The following is a 17,762-nucleotide window of genomic DNA, read 5'->3' as shown; positions in this document are numbered from 1 at the left end:
CGGGCGCCCCGTGCCGGGCGGGTGCGCTACCGGCGCCCGGGCGCCGCCTCGGGGCGTGCGTACGTCCGCCCCTTCCATGCCGCGCCCCGGCCCCGGTGATGGCCGATCGCCGAGTCGACGGCCATCAGCAGATAGAGCATGGCCGTGAACGGAAGCGCGGGCGCGGTGAGCGGGGACAGCCCGTAGTAGCGCAGCACGGGCAGAAACGTCCCGGCCATCACCGCCCAGGCGAGCCCGCCCGCCCAGGCGGCCGCCGCGTCACCCGACACCAGCCCGGCGGCCAGCGCGACGGGCGGCACCCCATAGACGAGCAGCAGCCCCGCCACGGTCCCGGCGAGCAGCGCCGGACTGTGGCGCAGCTGCGTGTACGCGCTCCGCGACACCATCCGCCACAGGTCCCGCAGCCGGGGGTACGGACGCACACTGTGCACCCGGTCCGCGAGGCCGAGCCAGATCCTGCCGCCCGTGTCGCTCACCGCCCGGGCCAGGCTCACGTCGTCGATCACCGCCTGCCGGATCGACGCGGGGACGCCGGCCCTGCGGGCCGCGTCGGTCCGCAGGAGGACGCAGCCGCCCGCGGCCGCCGCGGTGCGCGAGGCCGGGCTGTTCACCCGGCGGAACGGGTAGAGCTGGGCGAAGAAGTAGACGAACGCCGGGATCACCAGGCGCTCCCAGCCGCCGGCCACACGCAGGCGCGCCATCAGGGACACGGCGTCGAATCCGGGGGCGGCGGCGGGAGTGGCGCCGGGGCCGGACGAGTCGGCGGGCGCGTCGGACAGGGGTGCGCGCGACGTGTGCGCATCGGACATAGGCGCACGCCACATGTGCGCAGGCCACATGTCTGCACGCCACATATGCGCCGCGCCCACCGGCGCCCCGCACACCGCGGAGGCCACCAGTTCGCGCAGGCTGTCCGGGTCGTGGGCGATGTCCGCGTCCGTCAGCAGCACGAACTCCGGACCCCGCTCCTCCGCCAGGGCCATCCCGTGCCGCAGTGCCCACAGCTTGCCCGTCCAGCCGGGCTCCGGTTCGCCCGGCGTGGTGACCGTCAGCGGCAGCCCGCCGCACCGCGCGGCGATCGCACGGGCCTCGGCGGCGGTGCCGTCCGCGCTGTTGTCGTCGACGAGGACGACCTCCGCCCGCCCCGGGTACTCCTGGCCCAGCAGCGACGGCAGGCTCAGCGGCAACACCCCGGCCTCGTCCCGCGCGGGCACCACCACGACGACGTCCGGCCAGTGCTCCGGATCGCGCACGCGGGGCGGCAGCCGCTGGTCCGTGCGCCAGAACAAGCCCTGGCCCAGCAGCAGCCAGCACCAGGCGGCCAGCGATCCGGCGGCGGTCCACGCGAGGGCGCTCATGCGCGGCAGTCTGCCCCACGGCGGCGGCCCGGAGCGGCCTGTCGACTATGGTGACCGGGTGAAGATCGCGCTCATGGACTCCGGAATCGGGCTGCTCGCGGCGGCCGCCGCGGTACGCCGGCTGCGGCCGGACGCGGATCTCGTGCTCTCCTCGGACCCCGAGGGCATGCCCTGGGGCCCCCGCACTCCGCAGGACCTGACCCAGCGGGCGCTCACCGTGGCGCGCGCCGCCGCGGCTCACCGGCCGGACGCCCTGATCGTCGCCTGCAACACCGCCAGCGTCCATGCCCTGCCCGCGCTGCGATCGGAGCTGGAGCCCGGGATCCCCGTGGTCGGCACCGTCCCCGCGATCAAGCCCGCCGCGGCGGGCGGCGGCCCCGTCGCGATCTGGGCGACGCCCGCGACCACCGGCAGCCCCTACCAGCGCGGCCTGATCACCGACTTCGCCCAGGGTGTCGAGGTCGCCGAGGTGCCCTGCCCCGGACTCGCCGACGCCGTCGAGCAGGCCGACGAGCAGGCCGTCGACCGCGCCGTGGCCGCGGCCGCCGCCCTCACCCCGCCGGATGTGACCGCACTCGTCCTCGGCTGCACCCACTACGAACTCGTCGCCGAGCGGATCCGCGCGGCCGTCAGCCCCGCCGGGCCCGGACCGCTCTTCCACGGCTCCGCCGAGGCCGTCGCCGCGCAGGCACTGCGTCGCGGCGGCATCGCCGCGGCGCCGGACGCGGAACCGACGGGCCGCCTCACCGTCCTGCTGGGCGGCCGGCCGGGCACGCTTCCCCCCGCCGCCCTCCGCTACGCGGAAGGGCGCGGGCTCGGCGCGGTGACGGCCCCGGCGGGCTGAGGAACCTCGCCGGGGCGGTCCGGTTGGCGCAGGCCCGCCGCCGGCCGGCGGGTCGCTCCGATGCCGGGACGCGGGATCGCCGCGCCCTCGGGAAACTACGCTCCGTCATGGCCGGGCGGTGCTCCGCCGGGCGTTCCTGGGTACCCTCCACAACATGAGGCACCACTTCCGGCACATGGGGCCCAACCATATGCAGCCCGTCCCCGAGGTGTGGACCGGCCGTGCGACGAACCGCATGCAGTGGGTGCTCGCGGGGGCGGGTGCCGCCTGCCTGGCGCTCGGCGTGAAGCTGGCCGTCGACGGGAACTGGGCCACCGGTGCCGCCGCCCTCGCCATGGCGGTCATCGGCTGCGTCGCCGCAGGTCTGATGATGCTCTACGGGACGCTGGCGTTCGTCCACGTCGAGGTGAGGGTGGACCGTGAGGCGGTCGAGGTGCGGTGCGGCCACATGGGGCTGCCGCGCCGGAAGATTCCGCTCGACCAGGTGGTGGGCGCCGACTTCGACCCGAAGGTGACCCCCCACCAGTGGGGCGGCTGGGGCTGCCGCTGGCGCCCGGAGATGGGCACTGCCGTGGTGGTCCGCCGGGGTGAAGCCCTGGTGATCACCCTCCGTGATGGAAAGACCTTCACCGTCACCGTCGACGACGCGGAGTTCGCGGTCCGCGTGATCCGTGAGCGGATCCGTGGCATGCGGCCCGGTTCCGTCAGCCCGACCTGACGCCGGACCGGCTCGGACGCGGACACGGCTGACGAGTTCGCCGCCGGGCCGTACACCGGACCAACGTGCCGGGCGCGCCCCGGCCGGTACGGCCCGGCCGCCCTGCCGGGGCCACAGGTCCCGGCCGTAGACTCCGGCAGGTGAGTGCCACCATCACCCCCGTCGACCCCCCGCAGCCCGCTTCCGCCCCCGCCTCGCGCGGGTGGGCGTCGGCCCGTCGGCTGCTGCGGCCCGCCGCGGCCGGCCTTGCCGGGGTGCTGCTGTTCGTGAGCTTCCCGCCCCGGCCGCTGTGGTGGCTCGCGTTCCCCGCGTTCGCACTGCTCGGCTGGGCCCTGCGCGGGCGGAGGCTCCGTGCCGGGCTGGGCCTCGGCCTGCTCGCCGGGCTCGGCTTCATGCTGCCGCTGCTGGTGTGGACCGGCGAGGAGGTCGGCCCGGGCCCGTGGCTGGCGCTCGCGTTCGCCGAGTCGTTGTTCGTCGCCCTGGCCTGCACCGGCATCGCCGCCGTGTCGCGGCTCCCCGGCTGGCCCGTGTGGGCCGCCGCCGTGTGGATCGCGGGGGAGGCGGCCCGCGCGCGGGTGCCGTTCGGCGGCTTCCCCTGGGGCAAGATCGCCTTCGGGCAGGCGGACGGCCTCTTCCTGCCGCTCGCCGCCGTCGGCGGCACCCCCGTACTCGGCTTCGCCGTCGCGCTGTGCGGGTTCGGCCTGTACGAGTGCGTCCGCCAGGGTCTCGCGTACCGGCGCACCCGGCAGATCCCGCGCGCGGCCGTCGCCGTCGCCCTCGGGGCCGTGCTGGTGTCGCTCGCCGGGGCGCTGGTGGCGCGTCCGCTCGTGGACGACGCGGCCGAGTCCGGCACGGCCACCGTCGCCGCGATCCAGGGGAACGTGCCCCGGCTCGGCCTCGACTTCAACGCCCAGCGGCGCGCGGTGCTCGACAACCACGCGGCGCGCACCGAGGAGCTCGCGCGGGACGTCGCCGCGGGCAGGGAGCCCGCGCCCGACTTCGTGCTCTGGCCCGAGAACTCCTCCGACCTCGACCCCTACCGCAACGACGACGCCCGCCGGGTGATCGACGAGGCGGTGGACGCGATCGGCGTGCCGACCGTCGTCGGGGCGGTCGTGACACCCGAGACGGGGCCGCTGCGGAACACGCTCATCGAGTGGCAGCCGGGCCGGGGGCCCGTGGACACCTACGACAAACGGCATGTGCAGCCCTTCGGCGAGTACATCCCCATGCGGTCCTTCGTCCGCCTGTTCAACTCCGACGTGGACCGGGTCCGCCGGGACTTCGGGCCGGGCGACGAGGTCGGTGTCTTCGATCTGGCCGGCACCCGTGTCGGGCTGGTGACCTGCTTCGAGGCGGCCTTCGACGACGCGGCCCGGGACACCGTGACGCACGGCGCGCAGATGATCTCCGTGCCCAGCAACAACGCGACCTTCGGGCGCAGCGAGATGACCTACCAGCAGCTCGCGATGTCCCGGGTGCGCGCCGTGGAGCACAGCCGCACGGTCGTCGTCCCCGTCACCAGCGGGGTCAGCGCGGTGATCATGCCGGACGGGCGGGTGGTGCGGGAGACTGCCATGTTCACTCCGGACGCGCTGGTCGCCGAGGTGCCGCTGCGTTCCTCGCTGACGCCGGCGACCCGGCTCGGGGTGCTGCCCGAGGTGGCGCTGCTGGTGCTCGCGGCGGGTGCGCTGGGCGCGGTGGCGGCGGGCGCGGTGCGGCGCCGCCGTGCGGCGCAATCCGCCGGGTCGGCCGGGTCGGCCGGGTCGGCCGGGTCCGCGGAGTCGGCCGCGGGCTCCGGCTCCGCGTAGGCGGCGCCCGCCGCCGGACGGCGCAGCGCCGTCGGGGCCGGCGGCGGGAGCGCGCCCCGGCCCGGACGCACGGGCGGAGAGGGGCGGTTCATGGTCCCCTCATGGGCACTCCCGAGTTCATCCGGCAGATCCGCGCGACCGCCGGGCACCAACTGCTCTACCTGCCCGGTGTGAGCGCCGTCGTCGTCGACGACGAGGGGCGGGTGCTGCTCGGGCGCCGGGCGGACACCGGTCTCTGGTCGGTCGTCGGCGGCATCTGCGAACCGGGGGAGGAGCCGGCGTTCACGGCCGAGCGCGAGGTGTACGAGGAGACCGCGGTGCGCTGCGTCGCCGACCGCGTCGTCCTGGTGCGGGCGCTGCCGCACCCCGTGACCTATCCCAACGGCGACCGCTGCCAGTACATGGACATCACCTTCCGCTGCCGGGCCGTCGGCGGGGAGGCGCGCGTCAACGACGACGAGTCCCTGGAAGTGGGCTGGTTCGCCGTGGACGCGCTGCCCGAGCTGGCGGAGTTCGCCCACTTCCGGATCAAGCAGGCCATGACCGAGGGACCGGCATGGTTCCAACCCACTGATCGGCACTGAAGTATGGGCGCTGACCATATGTGTCGGCTGTTGACCCCTGCCTAAGGTGCGGGACATGACCGCGCCCACCGCATCAGGATCCCCGGATCACTCCGTCCATGCCGACCTCACCGGCCGCACCGCCCTGGTCACCGGCGCCGCAGGCGGCATCGGCCGGGCCTGCGCCCTGCGGCTCGCCGCCGCCGGGGCCGTCGTACGGGCCGTCGACCGGGACGCCGAAGGACTGTCCGCCCTGGTCAAGCAGTTCGGGCAGGCCGGTCGGGCCGGGCAGGGGAACGGAGCCGCCGGCGGCATCGAGCCGGTCGAGCTCGACCTGACCGACCTGGCGGCCGCCGAGGAGGCGGCCCGGGGGGCGGACATCCTCGTCAACAACGCGGGCCTGCAACTGGTCCGCCCCATCGAGGACTTCCCGCCCGAGGTCTTCCACACCGTCCTCACCGTGATGCTGGAGGCGCCGTTCCGGCTGATCCGGGGTGCGCTGCCGCATATGTACGCCCAGGGGTGGGGCCGGATCGTCAATATCTCCTCCGTCCACGGGCTCCGCGCCTCCCCCTACAAGTCCGCCTATGTGGCCGCCAAACACGGGCTCGAAGGACTCTCCAAGACCGCCGCCCTCGAAGGCGCACCCCACGGGGTCACCTCGGTCTGTGTGAACCCCGGCTATGTGCGCACCCCCCTGGTGGAGAAGCAGCTCGCCGACCAGTCCGCCGCCCACGCGCTGCCCGAGGAGCGTGTGCTCGCCGAGGTCCTGCTCAAGGACACCGCGATCAAGCGCCTGGTGGAACCGGAGGAGGTCGCCGAGACGGTGCTCTTCCTCTGCACCCCGGCGGCGTCCTTCATCACCGGCACCTCCGTGTCCCTCGACGGCGGATGGACGGCCCACTGAGGGGCGGCGGGACGTCCGGGGTGCCGGGCGGGCAGGGCGGGCAGGGCGGGCACGACGCGGACGGGCAGGGCGGGCACGACGCGGACGGGCAGGGCGGGCACGACGCGGACGGGCAGGGCGGGCACGACGCGGACGGCCGGGACGGCGGGAGCCGCGAGGCGTCCGGGCCGGGGGTTTTCCACAGGGCTGGCGCGGTGCCCGGGGCGACCGGTAATCCTGTCCCCATGTCCCTTGAGCAAGCCTCCTACCTGGAACTCCTCGCCCGCGGCGCGCCGGCCGAGTCCTACGACCACCCCGCGCTGCTGGCCCGTGCGCGGGGTGCCGGCGCCGAGGAGCTCGCCGCCCTCGGCCACGCGAAGGAGCTCGCCCTGCGGGTGCGAGCCGAGCTGGAGGGGCGCAGACGCCGGGAGGCCGAGCTGTCGGCGCTCTTCGAGACCGCCCACGACCTCGCCGGCCTGCGCGACCTCGACGCCGTGCTGCGGGCCATCGTCCAGCGGGCCCGCTCCCTCCTGGGCACCGAGGTGGCCTACCTCAGCCTCAACGACCCCGTCGCCGGAGACACCTACATGCGGGTCACCGAGGGCTCGGTCTCCGCCCGCTTCCAGCAGGTGCGCCTCGGCATGGGCGAGGGTCTCGGCGGGCTGGTGGCCCAGACCGCGCGCCCCTACGTCACCGCCAGCTACTTCGAGGACGAACGCTTCGAGCACACCGGACCCATCGACGCGGCGGTCAGGGACGAGGGCCTCGTCGCGATCCTGGGCGTCCCCCTCAGCCTGGGCAGCCAGGTCATCGGCGTGCTCTTCGCCGCCGACCGCCGGGCCAGGGTCTTCGAACGCGAACAGGTCGCCCTCCTCGGGTCCTTCGCCGCGCACGCGGCCGTGGCCATCGAGACGGCGAACCTGCTGGCCGAGACCCGGTCCGCCCTCGCGGAACTGGAACGCGCGAACGCGATCATCCAGGACCGCAGCGGAGTCATCGAACGCGCCTCCGAGGTCCACGACCGGCTCACGGAACTGGTCCTGCGTGGCGGCGGGGTCGACGACGTGGCCGCCGCGCTCTCCGAAGTCCTCGGCGGGACAGTCGAGTTCACCGAGGACGTGCCCCGCACCGCCACGGCCGACGGGCATGTGGTGCGGGTCCGCCACGGCTGGATCGCCGAGGTGTCCGCCGGCGGGGAGGTGTTCGGCGCGCTCGTGCTGCGCGGGCACCGCACGCTGGACCCCGTCGACCAGCGCACCCTGGAGCGGGCGGCCATGGTCACGTCGCTGCTGCTGCTCGCCAGGCGCTCGGCGCACGACGCCGAACAGCGGGTGCGCGGCGAACTCCTCGACGACCTCCTGGACTCGCCGGACCGCGACCCGAGGCTGCTGCGCGAGCGCGCGGCCCGGCTCCGGGCCGACCTCGACGTGCCGCATGTGGTCCTCGCGGCCCGCACGGACGAACCCGCCCCCGCGCCGGGGCCGCGCCCGGGGGCGCGGGCCGCCGCGCGGGAGAGCGCGGACCGGCAGCGCCTGTGGTCGGCGGCCTCCCATCTCGCCGCGACGGGCTCGGGGCTCGCGGCGTCCCGGGACGGCGGGACGGTGCTGCTGCTGCCCCTTGCTCCCGGCGACACCCCGGCCGAACTCGCCCGCAGAACCGCCCGCCAGCTCGGCGGCACCCTGCGCGAGCCGGTCACCGTCGGGGCCTCCAACCCGGTCGCCTCCCCGGCCGCCGATCCCGCGCCCGTGTCCACCGCGTACGCCCAGGCCCGGCGCTGTCTGGACGCGCTGCGCCTGCTGGGCCGCACGGGCCAGGGCGCGGCAGCGCAGGACCTGGGCTTCCTCGGGCTGCTGCTGGCCGACCCGGGTGACATCGACGGGTTCGTGCGGCGCACCATCGGCGAGGTGGTCGACTACGACCGGCGCCGGGGGACGGACCTGGTGGGCACCATGGCGGCCTACTTCGAGAGCGGCATGAGCCCGGCCCGCACCAAGGACGATCTGCACGTCCACGTCAACACCGTGGCCCAGCGCCTGGAACGCATCGCCCGCCTCCTCGGCCCCGACTGGCAGTCCCCGGCCCGCTCCCTGGAGATCCAGCTCGCGCTCCGCCTCCATGGCATGTCCTCGACGTCGACCGCCGGCCCCTGATCACTGGGGCCCGGGCGCGCGTGACCCCCGAGCGGCCCGACGCGCCCGGGCGCCGGAGGCCGCCGGGCCCGCGTTCGCCGGGGAGGCTTCGCGCGTCACCCGGCCTCCGGCCCGGTGACCGCAGGAGCGCGCTCGTACGGGCCCGGCCCGGGCCAAGCCCGGGCTCCCGGCCGGGCCCGAGCCCCTGACCCCGCCCCACAACACCGCGTCGCGCGGAGCCGAAGCGGCTCCGCGCGACGCGGGGTCCGGCGCCGGTGGCGGCGCGTCAGCGGGTGCCCGTGGTGTCCGCCGGGGCGGTCGAGGCCGGGGTCCGGCCGGAGAGCGGCGATCCGGTCGCCGGGTCCGGGTCCGCCGGTTCCACGTCGTTCAGGTCGCGCTCGCGGGTCTCCTGCGCGCAGGCGATCGCGACGACCGTCAGCAGCGCGGCGGCGATCACGTACAGCGAGATCGGTGTCGAGGACCCGAAGTCCGCGAGGAGCGCCGTCGCGATGAGCGGCGCGGGCGCGCCGGCGGCGACGGAGGAGAACTGCGCCCCGATCGACGCCCCCGAGTACCGCATCCGCGTCGCGAACATCTCCGAGAAGAACGCCGCCTGCGGCGCGTACATCGCACCGTGCAGGACCAGGCCGACGGTGACGGCCAGCAGCAGGGACGGGAAGGACGCCCGGTCGATCAGCGCGAAGAAGGGGAACATCCACGCGCCCACGCCCACCGCACCGATCAGGTACACCGGCCGGCGGCCGATCCGGTCGGAGAGGGCGCCCCACAGCGGGATGACCGCGAAGTGCACCGCCGACCCGATCAGCACCGCGTTGAGCGCGGTCTGCTTGCTCAACTCCACCGCGGTCGTGGCGTAGACGAGGATGAACGCGGTGATCACGTAGTAGCTGATGTTCTCCGCCATACGCGCGCCCATCGCGATGAGCACATCGCGCCAGTGGTGGCGCAGCACGGCGACGAGAGGCATCTTCTCCACGGTCCCGCCGGCCGCCTTGCGCTGCTCCGCCTGGGCCAGCGCGGCCTTGAAGACCGGCGATTCGTCGACGGAGAGACGAATCCACAGGCCGACGATCACCAGCACACCGGAGAGCAGGAAGGGGATACGCCAGCCCCAGGCCGTGAACGCCGCGTCCGAGAGCACGGCGGTGAGCAGCGCCAGCACACCCGTGGCCAGCAACTGGCCGGCCGGCGCGCCCGTCTGCGGCCAGGAGGCCCAGAACCCGCGGCGCTTGGCGTCGCCGTGCTCGGACACCAGCAGGACGGCGCCGCCCCACTCGCCGCCGAGCGCGAAGCCCTGGATCAGCCGCAGCACCGTGAGCAGGACGGGAGCGGCCGAGCCGATCGTCGCGTGCGTCGGCAGCAGACCGATCGCGAAGGTGGCGCCGCCCATCAACAGCAGGCTCAGCACCAGGAGCTTCTTCCGCCCGAGCCGGTCGCCGTAGTGACCGAAGACCAGCGCGCCCAGGGGGCGGGCCGCGAAGCCGACCGCGTAGGTCAGGAAGGACAGCAGGGTGCCCACGAGCGGGTCCGAGTCCGGGAAGAACAGTTTGTTGAAGACCAGGGCGGCGGCCGAGCCGTAGAGGAAGAAGTCGTACCACTCGATGGTGGTGCCGATGAGGCTCGCGGCGACGATGCGCTTGAGGCTGGCGGGCGTTGGCGGAGCGGTCGCGGGGGAGGACATCGGCACCACTTCCTGGCGGTTGGCGGGGACGTTTCGTGTGTCGCCACACCGTAGGAACGCACAGGTCACCGGCGTATGTGGTGGGACACCATAGTTCAGGGGGCCGGAGTGCGCGTGGCCACCATGGGGGGATGGCACAGGTGCCGTGCCGGTCCCGCGATCCGCCACGCTCGGTGGCGGCCACTCCCTGTGTCGCCTTCTCGCCCCGGGTCCGGATTCCCGGGGCGGCACGAACGGCTCCCACCCGTGCAAATGCCGTGACGGGTGGGAGCCGTTCGCGGGGCGAGCCCGCCGTGTCCGGGGCCGGTTCAGGCGCGGCGCGAGCGCCCACCGGTGATCAGACGGTAGAGGACGAGCAGGATCAGCGAGCCCGCGATCGCCGCGATCCAGGTGGAGAGCTCGAAGAAGCCGTCGACGGAGTCGACGCCGAAGATCACCTTGCCGAGCCAGCCGCCGAGCAGACCGCCCGCGATACCGATCAGCATGGTGATGATGATGCCGCCCGGGTCCTTGCCCGGCATGATGGCCTTGGCGATGGCACCGGCGAGCAGTCCGATGACGATCCACGCGATGATGCCCATGGTGTTCTCCGTCCTCAACATGTAAAGGCTGTGTCAGGACAACGACTGCACGCTTTCGCGCCGAACAAACATCCGTGCGCCGACATGATCATGGCCGGCGGTCGTCCCGGTCCGCCGCACCGGGCAGGAATCCGGAGCGGACGAAGAAGTCCAGGCACACGCCGAACACCTCCTCGTCCACCACGGGGCAGTCGACACCCGTGCCCGCCAGGGCACTCCGCGTCGCCGTCGTGTCGAAGACGAGGCCGCCCTCGGAACCCGCGCCCTCGGTCTCCGCCGCCAGGGTGCTCAGCAGCGGGAAGGCCGCGTTGCCGGGGTCCGCCCGGACGCGGTCCAGCCACTCCCGGGGGGCGAGGCCGTCGAGCCGGTAACCGGCCCGGCGCAGCCGGCCCACCAGCGTGTCCAGACGGGTCAGCCGCCCGGCGGCCAGGTGGAAGGTGCCCGAGGCGGCACCCGGCTCCCGTGCGAGGGCGACCACGGCCCCGCTGACGTAGTCCACCGGCACCAGGTCGAAGGCGGTCTCCACACCACGCGGCGCACCCTGCGCCTGGACGCACGCCTTGAGCATCAGCCACAGGAAGTCGCCGGTCTGGCACACGCCCGTCACCGAGTCCCCGAAGATCCGGGTGGGCCGGTACACGGACACCGGCAGTCCCCGCGAACGGGCCTGCGCGATCAGGCCCTCGGCCACCCACTTGCTCCGGGTGTACCCGTGTTCCAGGGCACCGGGCGGGCCGGTCGGGTGCCCGGGGCCGATCACCGCCCCCGGCGCGCCGGGGGCGAACACGCCGACGGTGGAGACATGGTGGACCGGAACCGTCCGGTGCCGGGCCGCCAGCCGCAGGATCTCCTCCGTGCCCCGGACGTTGGCATCGCGCAACTGGACGTAGGAGTAGACCAGGTTGACCGAGGCCCCGGCGTGGTGGACGACGTCCACCGTACGGGCGAGGCGGTCGAACTCCGCCTCGGCGAGGCCCAGTCGGGGTGCGGCGAGATCGCCGCGCAGAACGCTGATCCGTTCCCGGGGCACCTCGTCCCCCAGGCCGTACCGCTCCAGCGCGGCGCGCAGCCTGCCGGTGGCGTGGGCCCGGTCGCGTCCGCGCACCAGGCAGTGGACGGTGGCCCGGGTCCGGCGCAGCAGTTCGCGCAGCAGGAACGCGCCGAGGAATCCCGTCGCTCCGGTGAGCAGGACGTCGCGGGGGTCCTCGGCCACGGCGGTGACCTCGGGCGCCGGGACGATGTCGGCGGCGAGCCGCACCTCCGCCGACAGGTCCGGCTCGGCGGGGGCGGCGGGCCGCGTCGCGGCGGCTGCGTCCACGGCGTCCGTGCCGTCGACCAGGCGCGCGAGACCGGCGATCGTCGGGGTGGTGAACACCGCCTGGAGGGGGACGGCGGCGCCCAGTTCCGTGCGGAGCGCCAGGACCAGACGGGTCGCGAGCAGGGAGTCGCCGCCGAGGGCGAAGAAGTCGTCCCGGACGCCGATACCACCGGGACCGCCGGTACCACCGGTACCACCGGCACCGCCGATACCACCGGGACCGCCGGGACCGCTGCCTCCCGCGCCTTCGAGGCCGAGCAGCCCGGACCAGATCCGGGCGATCGCCGCCTCGGTGGGCGTGCCGGGCGCGTCCGAGGGGCCCGCCCAGGCAGCGCCGCCGGCCGCCCCGCCCCCGCCGCCGCGCGGGCCGCCGGGCGTGCGCGTGGACCTCACGCCGGGGGCGGGCCGCCGTGCCGCCAGGGCCCTGCGGTCGACCTTCCCGCTGACGGTCAGCGGGAAGGCGTCCAGCGCGATACACCGCGCCGGGACCAGGTGACCGGGCAGCTCCCGGCGCAGCCCCGCCACGAGCGCGTCTGCCGCCGGGCCCCCGGAACCTGCCAGGTAGTAGGCGATCAGGCGCTTTCCCGCCCCGGACCCCGGGTCGTGCGCCACCACCACGGCGTCGGCGACCCCGGGCACGGCCCGCAGCACCGCCTCCACCTCGCCCGTCTCCACCCGGTGGCCACGGATCTTGACTTGGTCGTCGTCGCGCCCCAGGCACTGGATACGCCCGTCCGGCAGGAACCGGGCCAGGTCCCCCGTGCGGTAGAGCCTGCCCTCGTCGGTGCGGACGAACTTCTCCGCGGTCAGCTCCGGCCGGCCCGCGTAGCCCCGGGCCAGCACAGGCCCGCCCACGCAGAGTTCGCCCACCGCGCCGACCGGCACCGGGCGCAGCCGCCGGTCGAGCAGCCGGACGCGCGCACCGCCCACCGGCCGCCCTATGGACGGCAGTTCGGGCCAGGTATACGGGTCGCCGGTCAGCAGCGCGGCGGTGACCACATGGGTCTCCGACGGCCCGTACTGGTTGTCCAGGGTCGCCTCGCACAGCGCGGCGAAGAACCGCCGCACGGCCGGAGTCGTCTGCAACTGCTCGCCCGCCGTCACCACCTCGGTGAGGGAGGGGAACCGGCGGCCCGTGGCGCAGGCGTGCTCCGCCAGTTGCTGCAGTGCCACGAAGGGCAGGAACAGCCGCTGGACGTGCTCGGCCCCGATGAGGCCGAGCAGCCGCTCCGGGTCCTTGCGGGTCTCGTCGTCGACCAGGACCAGCGTGCCGCCGGTGGACCAGGTGGCGAAAAGCTCCTGGAAGGCGACGTCGAAGCCGAGGGAGGCGAACTGGAGGGTGCGGGTGCCCCAGCCGGCGGCGGATCGGCGGGACTGCCAGTCCAGCAGGTTGGACAGCGGGCCGTGCGGCATCGCGACGGCCTTGGGGCGGCCGGTCGAGCCGGAGGTGTGGATCAGGTAGGCGAGGTCGTCCCCGGTGACGGGCACCCGGTCCGCGTGGCCCCTGTCCGGGGCCTCGGGGACCTCGTCGAGGAAGCAGCGCCCGACGCCCGCCGGAAGTCCGGCCCGCCCGGCCAGGGCCCGCCGGGTGAGGACCGCACCCACACCGGCGTCCTCGGCCACGAGGGCGAGCCGGCCGGCCGGATGGGCCGGGTCCAGGGGCACATACGCGCCGCCGGCCTTGAGGACGCCCAGGACGGCCACCGGCAGGTCCCAGGAGCGCTCCACACAGACGCCGACCGGGGTGCGCGCCAGCCCCCGCGCGACCAGGCACGCGGCGACGGCATCGGACCGCCGGTCCAGTTCGCCGTAGGTCAGGTCCTGCCCGCTCAGGCGCACCGCCACCGCCTCCGGCCGCTCGTGCGCCCGCCGCCGGAACGCTTCGTGCGCGGGAACGAACGTTTCGGCCGCCGGGGCGGTCCCCGCCCAGCGGCCGAGCAACTCCCGTTCCTCCCGGGGCAGGAGCTCCAGATCCCCGACGGGGCGGCCGGGTTCCGCGACCGCGCTCGCCAGCAGGGTGAGCAGGCGCCCGGCGAGACGGCGCACGGTGGCCGGGTCGTACAGGTCGGTGGAGAACTCCCAGAGGCCCCGGAAGCCCTCCCCGGCGGGGATCAGGTGCAGGAACGTGTCGTACTTGGCCGTCCCGGAGTGGACGTACAGCCGTTCCGCCGCCACGCCCGGCAGATCGAGGGCCGGAGCGGGCGCGTCGTCGAGCGCGAAGACCACCTGGAAGAGCGGGAACCGGCTCAGCGTGCGCTCCACCCCCAGCCCGCGTACCAGATGGCTGAACGGCAGGGCGCGGTGGCGCACGGCCGACCAGACCGACTCCCGTGCCGCGCCCACCAGTTCCTCGAAGGACGACCCGGCGGCGGGGCGCTGCCGCAGCGGCAGCACATCGGTCAGCGAGGCGATCATGCCCGCGGTCCCTGGGGTGTCCCGGTGGGAGACCGGGGTGCCGATGACCACGTCCTCCCGGCCGGTGTGCCGGCCGATCAGCACGGCCAGCGCGGCGGCCAGGACGGCGAACGGGGTGGTCCGCAGACGGCGGGCCAACCGGCGTACACCTCGGCCGAGTTCGGCGTCGATGCTGAACTCGGTCCGGTCGCCGCCGGGGCCGAGCACCTGCGGCCGGGGCCGGTCGGCGGGGAAGGACGACTCCTCGGGGGCGTCCGCGAGGCTCCGCCGCCAGTGGGCGAGGGCCGCCGCGCGGGCCGCTTCGCCGTCCGCCCGCCGGGCGGCCGCGTACGGGCCGAACCGCGGGGGAAGGGCGGGCAGCGGCGGGCGGCTCCCGTCCAGGGCCCCGCGGTAGAGGGCGCCGAACTCCTGGTCGAGGATGCTGAAGCACCAGCCGTCGATCACCGCGTGGTGCACGCGGACGGCGAGCACGTGGTCGTCCTCGTCGAGGCGCAGCAGGGTGGCGGTCAGCAGCGGCGGCCGGGAGAGCGCCACGGGCCCGGACACCGCCTCGCGCAGGGCCGCGTCCAGGCCGCCCGCCGTGACCTCCCGGACGGTCAGTCCGACGGGCACGGCGGGCAGGACCTGCTGGACCGGTCTGCCCTCCACCAGGACCAGGCGGCTGCGCAGCGTCTCGTGGCGCTCCACGATCCCGGTCAGCGCGCTCCGCACGGCATCGGCGTCCACCGGCCCGCGCAGCCGGTTCACCCAGGACTCCAGATAGCGGGAAGTGCCTTGCTGTGCCTGGTCGTTGAGCCAGATGGACTCCTGCTCGTACGACATGGGGTACTCGGCGAGCACCCCGTCCGCGGGCCGGGCGGTCGCGGTGGGACCGGCCGGCAGGGCGGCCCGGTCGATCTTGCCGTTCGAGGTGCGGGGGAGCGACGCCCGCCGGTGGACGCGGGTCGGGACGAGGTAGCGGGGGAGTACGGCCGCCAGGCCCGCGCGCACGGCGTCGGGGCCGCCGTCGCCGTGCTCCTCACCCGCCGGGCCCCCCGGCAGGCCGCCGGTGGTGTAGAAGAGAGCGAGGCCGTCGTATCCATCGGTGTCGCCGGGCCCGGGCACGGGGACGACGACGCAGTCCCGTACCGCCGGCAGCCGCCGTGCCGCCGCTTCCACCTCGGCGGGCTCGACCCGGTGTCCGGCGATCTTCACCTGCCGGTCCGCGCGGCCCCGGAAGTGCAGCACGCCGTCCGCGTCCAGCACACCCCGGTCGCCGGTCCGGTAGAGCCGGGTGGGTCTTCCGTCGAGCGGGACGGTGACGAAGGCGGCGGCCGTGGCCCGTTCGTCGTCCAGATAGCCGTCCGCGAGACCGGCTCCCGCCGCGCAGATCTCGCCCTCCGCGCCGGGCGCCACGGGCACGGTCCCGTCCAGGAGGTGCACGCTCGTACCCGGCACGGGCCGCCCGACGGGAATGCCGCCCGGCCGCTCGCAGTCCGCGGCGGTCACGGTGTGCGCGGTGACGAACACACAGCTCTCGACCGGGCCGTAGCCGTTGACGAGGGTCACCCCGGGGTGGGCGGCGAGGAAGGCGCGGGCGTGCGCGGCCGAGAGGCGTTCACCGCCGGTGAGGACCCGGGCCACACCGCTGAAGCAGTCCACGTTCTCGTCGACGAAGAGGTGGAACAGCCCGGCGGTGAGCCACAGGGTGTCCACGCCCTCGTTCTTGACGAGGTCCACCAGGTCGCCCGGGAGGAGGTAGTCGCCCGGCACGATCACGGAGGTCCCGCCGGTGGTGAGCATCCCCCACAGTTCCAGGCCGAACGCGTCCCAGGACGGCGGCGCCGCCTGGGGCATCACCCGTCCCGGGCCGAAGCCGGGGAGGCCGCCGTCCCCCGGTGCGAAGAGCCGGGTGGTGGCCCGGTGGGGCGAGACCACGCCCTTGGGCGCGCCCGTGGTGCCCGAGGTGAAGAACACCGCCGCCGGGGCGGTGGGCGGGACGGCGGCGGTCCGTCGGGCACGGACGGGCCGGTCTCCCGTGCGCGCTTCGGCCGGCGGGCCGGGGCGGTCTCCCGTGCGTGCGTCGCCCGCAGGGCCGGGGCGGACTTCCGTGGGTGCGTCGGCCGCCGGGCCGGGGCGGCGGAGGTCCGGGGCCCAGTGGCGCGGTCCGGGGGTGCGGGTGACGACGACCGGGGTGTCCAGGGCGCCGGTGATCCCGGCGATCCGGGCCGCGGGCCAGCGGTGGTCGAGAGCGGCGTACGCCGCACCGCACTTGAGGATCGCCAGCAGCACCACGACCAGCTCCCACGAGCGCGGCAGGACGACGGGCACCACGTGGCCGGGCCCCACGCCCCGGGCGGCCAGCCCGGCGGCGCAGGCGTCGGCGAGGGCGTCCAGCCGCCCGTAGCCGATCCGCTCGCTGCCGCAGACCAGGGCGACGGCATCCGGCCGCACCAGCGCCTGGTGGGTCACGGCCTCATGGATGAGCCGCACATCGAGCGGCCCGCCCGCGGGAGCGCCGACCGTTTCGCCGACCGGCCCCCCGACCGGTCGGCCGCCCGGTTCGGGGGCCTCGCCGCGGGGGTGGTGGGCGGGCGCAGCGTCCCGCCCGTCCCGCGCGTCCCGCCCGTCCTGCCCGTCCCGCGCGTCGTGCCCGGGCGGCTGGGCGGCGGCCGCCCCGGCGTCGGACGGACGCCCGGACAGCCCGGGCCCGGCGTTGTCGCGGCGGCCGGGGCCACCGGCCTCCCCCGCAAGGACGGCGTCCCCCGCCGGGACAGCTGGTGCCGCGCCGCCGCCGTCCCGCGCGGCGGTGACGACCGCGCACAGCCCGCCCAGCGTGTCCTGGTCGAAGACGACCGCCGGGTCGACCCGGACGCCCAGCTCGTCACGTATGCGCGCGCATATCCGCAGGGCGTGCAGGGAGGTGCCCCCGAGGTCGAGGAAGCTGTCCTGCGCCGTCAGCCCGTCCGCCGATAGCACGGACGCCACGATCCCGACGACGGCCCCCGGCAGGGTGCGGTGGCCGGTGGCGGGGCGAGGAGGCGGGGCGGGGACCTTCGGTTCGGTCGCGGGAGGCATCTCGTCGGCAGGAGCGGTCCGTTGGGGCGTCATGCCCCCATCGTCGCCTCCGGCGTCTCGCGCCCGCCCAGGGGATCGGCAGGACGTCTCTGAGCCGGGCGGACTCCATCGGCACTTGGCGTGCCGCCCCCTGCTGCCGGAGGCGGCGTCCCCGGGCCCGGCCTCGGCGGACGCCGGACCGGGGGCCGCCGGACGTCCGCACACGTGGTGCCGACGCGTGGAGCCCGACCGCCCGGCAGACCTCGTTCCCGCATCCGCCCGCCCCGCCCCCGCGGAAGGGAGGACGAGGCCGGGGCTCGCGGCGGGGTCGCGCTCGACCCGGGCCCGTGGCCGACTGGAGAGAACGGGAGAAACAGGTGCAGACCGCCGGAACGGGAACG

10 protein-coding genes are annotated in these 17,762 nt (G+C 75.4%); 6 read left to right on the top strand and 4 right to left on the bottom strand.

What is annotated here, in order from left to right:
- Window positions 1-26: 26 nt before the first annotated feature.
- Window positions 27-1,358, bottom strand: a complete 1,332-nt coding sequence (locus tag C593_RS0121865) for a glycosyltransferase (protein ID WP_018849452.1) — start codon at window positions 1,356-1,358, stop codon at window positions 27-29.
- Here C593_RS0121865 and C593_RS0121860 point away from each other — a divergent pair.
- From C593_RS0121860 to C593_RS0121835, 6 genes are all read left to right on the top strand, one after another.
- Window positions 1,357-2,202: an aspartate/glutamate racemase family protein gene (locus C593_RS0121860; protein ID WP_026277944.1), complete on the top strand. Its 846-nt coding sequence runs from the start codon at window positions 1,357-1,359 to the stop codon at window positions 2,200-2,202. The two genes, C593_RS0121865 and C593_RS0121860, sit on opposite strands and share 2 nt — an antisense overlap.
- A 154-nt stretch (window positions 2,203-2,356) precedes the next feature.
- A complete protein-coding gene (locus C593_RS0121855; protein WP_026277943.1) occupies window positions 2,357-2,920 on the top strand; it encodes a hypothetical protein in 564 nt (187 codons plus the stop codon).
- A 140-nt stretch (window positions 2,921-3,060) separates the two neighbouring features.
- Window positions 3,061-4,731 carry an apolipoprotein N-acyltransferase gene (gene lnt / locus C593_RS0121850; RefSeq protein ID WP_018849449.1) on the top strand — a complete coding sequence of 557 codons (1,671 nt, stop codon included), beginning with the start codon at window positions 3,061-3,063 and terminating at the stop codon, window positions 4,729-4,731.
- Window positions 4,732-4,832: 101 nt separating this feature from the next.
- A complete protein-coding gene (locus C593_RS0121845) occupies window positions 4,833-5,315 on the top strand; it encodes an NUDIX hydrolase (RefSeq protein WP_018849448.1) in 483 nt (160 codons plus the stop codon).
- Window positions 5,316-5,370: 55 nt separating this feature from the next.
- Window positions 5,371-6,201 (top strand): 3-hydroxybutyrate dehydrogenase, encoded by an 831-nt coding sequence (locus tag C593_RS0121840; protein ID WP_018849447.1) that lies wholly within the window; start codon window positions 5,371-5,373, stop codon window positions 6,199-6,201.
- A gap of 224 nt (window positions 6,202-6,425) precedes the next feature.
- On the top strand, window positions 6,426-8,330 hold the full coding sequence (locus tag C593_RS0121835; RefSeq protein ID WP_037746699.1) for a GAF domain-containing protein: 1,905 nt from the start codon (window positions 6,426-6,428) through the stop codon (window positions 8,328-8,330).
- A gap of 265 nt (window positions 8,331-8,595) precedes the next feature.
- Here C593_RS0121835 and C593_RS0121830 read toward each other — a convergent pair whose 3' ends face one another.
- The 3 genes from C593_RS0121830 to C593_RS0121820 form a co-directional block, all read right to left on the bottom strand.
- Window positions 8,596-10,011, bottom strand: a complete 1,416-nt coding sequence (locus C593_RS0121830; RefSeq protein ID WP_018849445.1) for an MFS transporter — start codon at window positions 10,009-10,011, stop codon at window positions 8,596-8,598.
- 308 nt (window positions 10,012-10,319) lie between these two features.
- A complete protein-coding gene (locus C593_RS0121825) occupies window positions 10,320-10,592 on the bottom strand; it encodes a GlsB/YeaQ/YmgE family stress response membrane protein (RefSeq protein WP_018849444.1) in 273 nt (90 codons plus the stop codon).
- Window positions 10,593-10,680: 88 nt separating this feature from the next.
- A complete protein-coding gene (locus C593_RS0121820) occupies window positions 10,681-17,415 on the bottom strand; it encodes a non-ribosomal peptide synthetase (protein WP_078521762.1) in 6,735 nt (2,244 codons plus the stop codon).
- Window positions 17,416-17,762: the final 347 nt, after the last annotated feature.

It is taken from the genome of Streptomyces sp. CNT372, from assembly GCF_000377145.1.
This window is presented reverse-complemented; position numbering and strand designations above follow the sequence as displayed.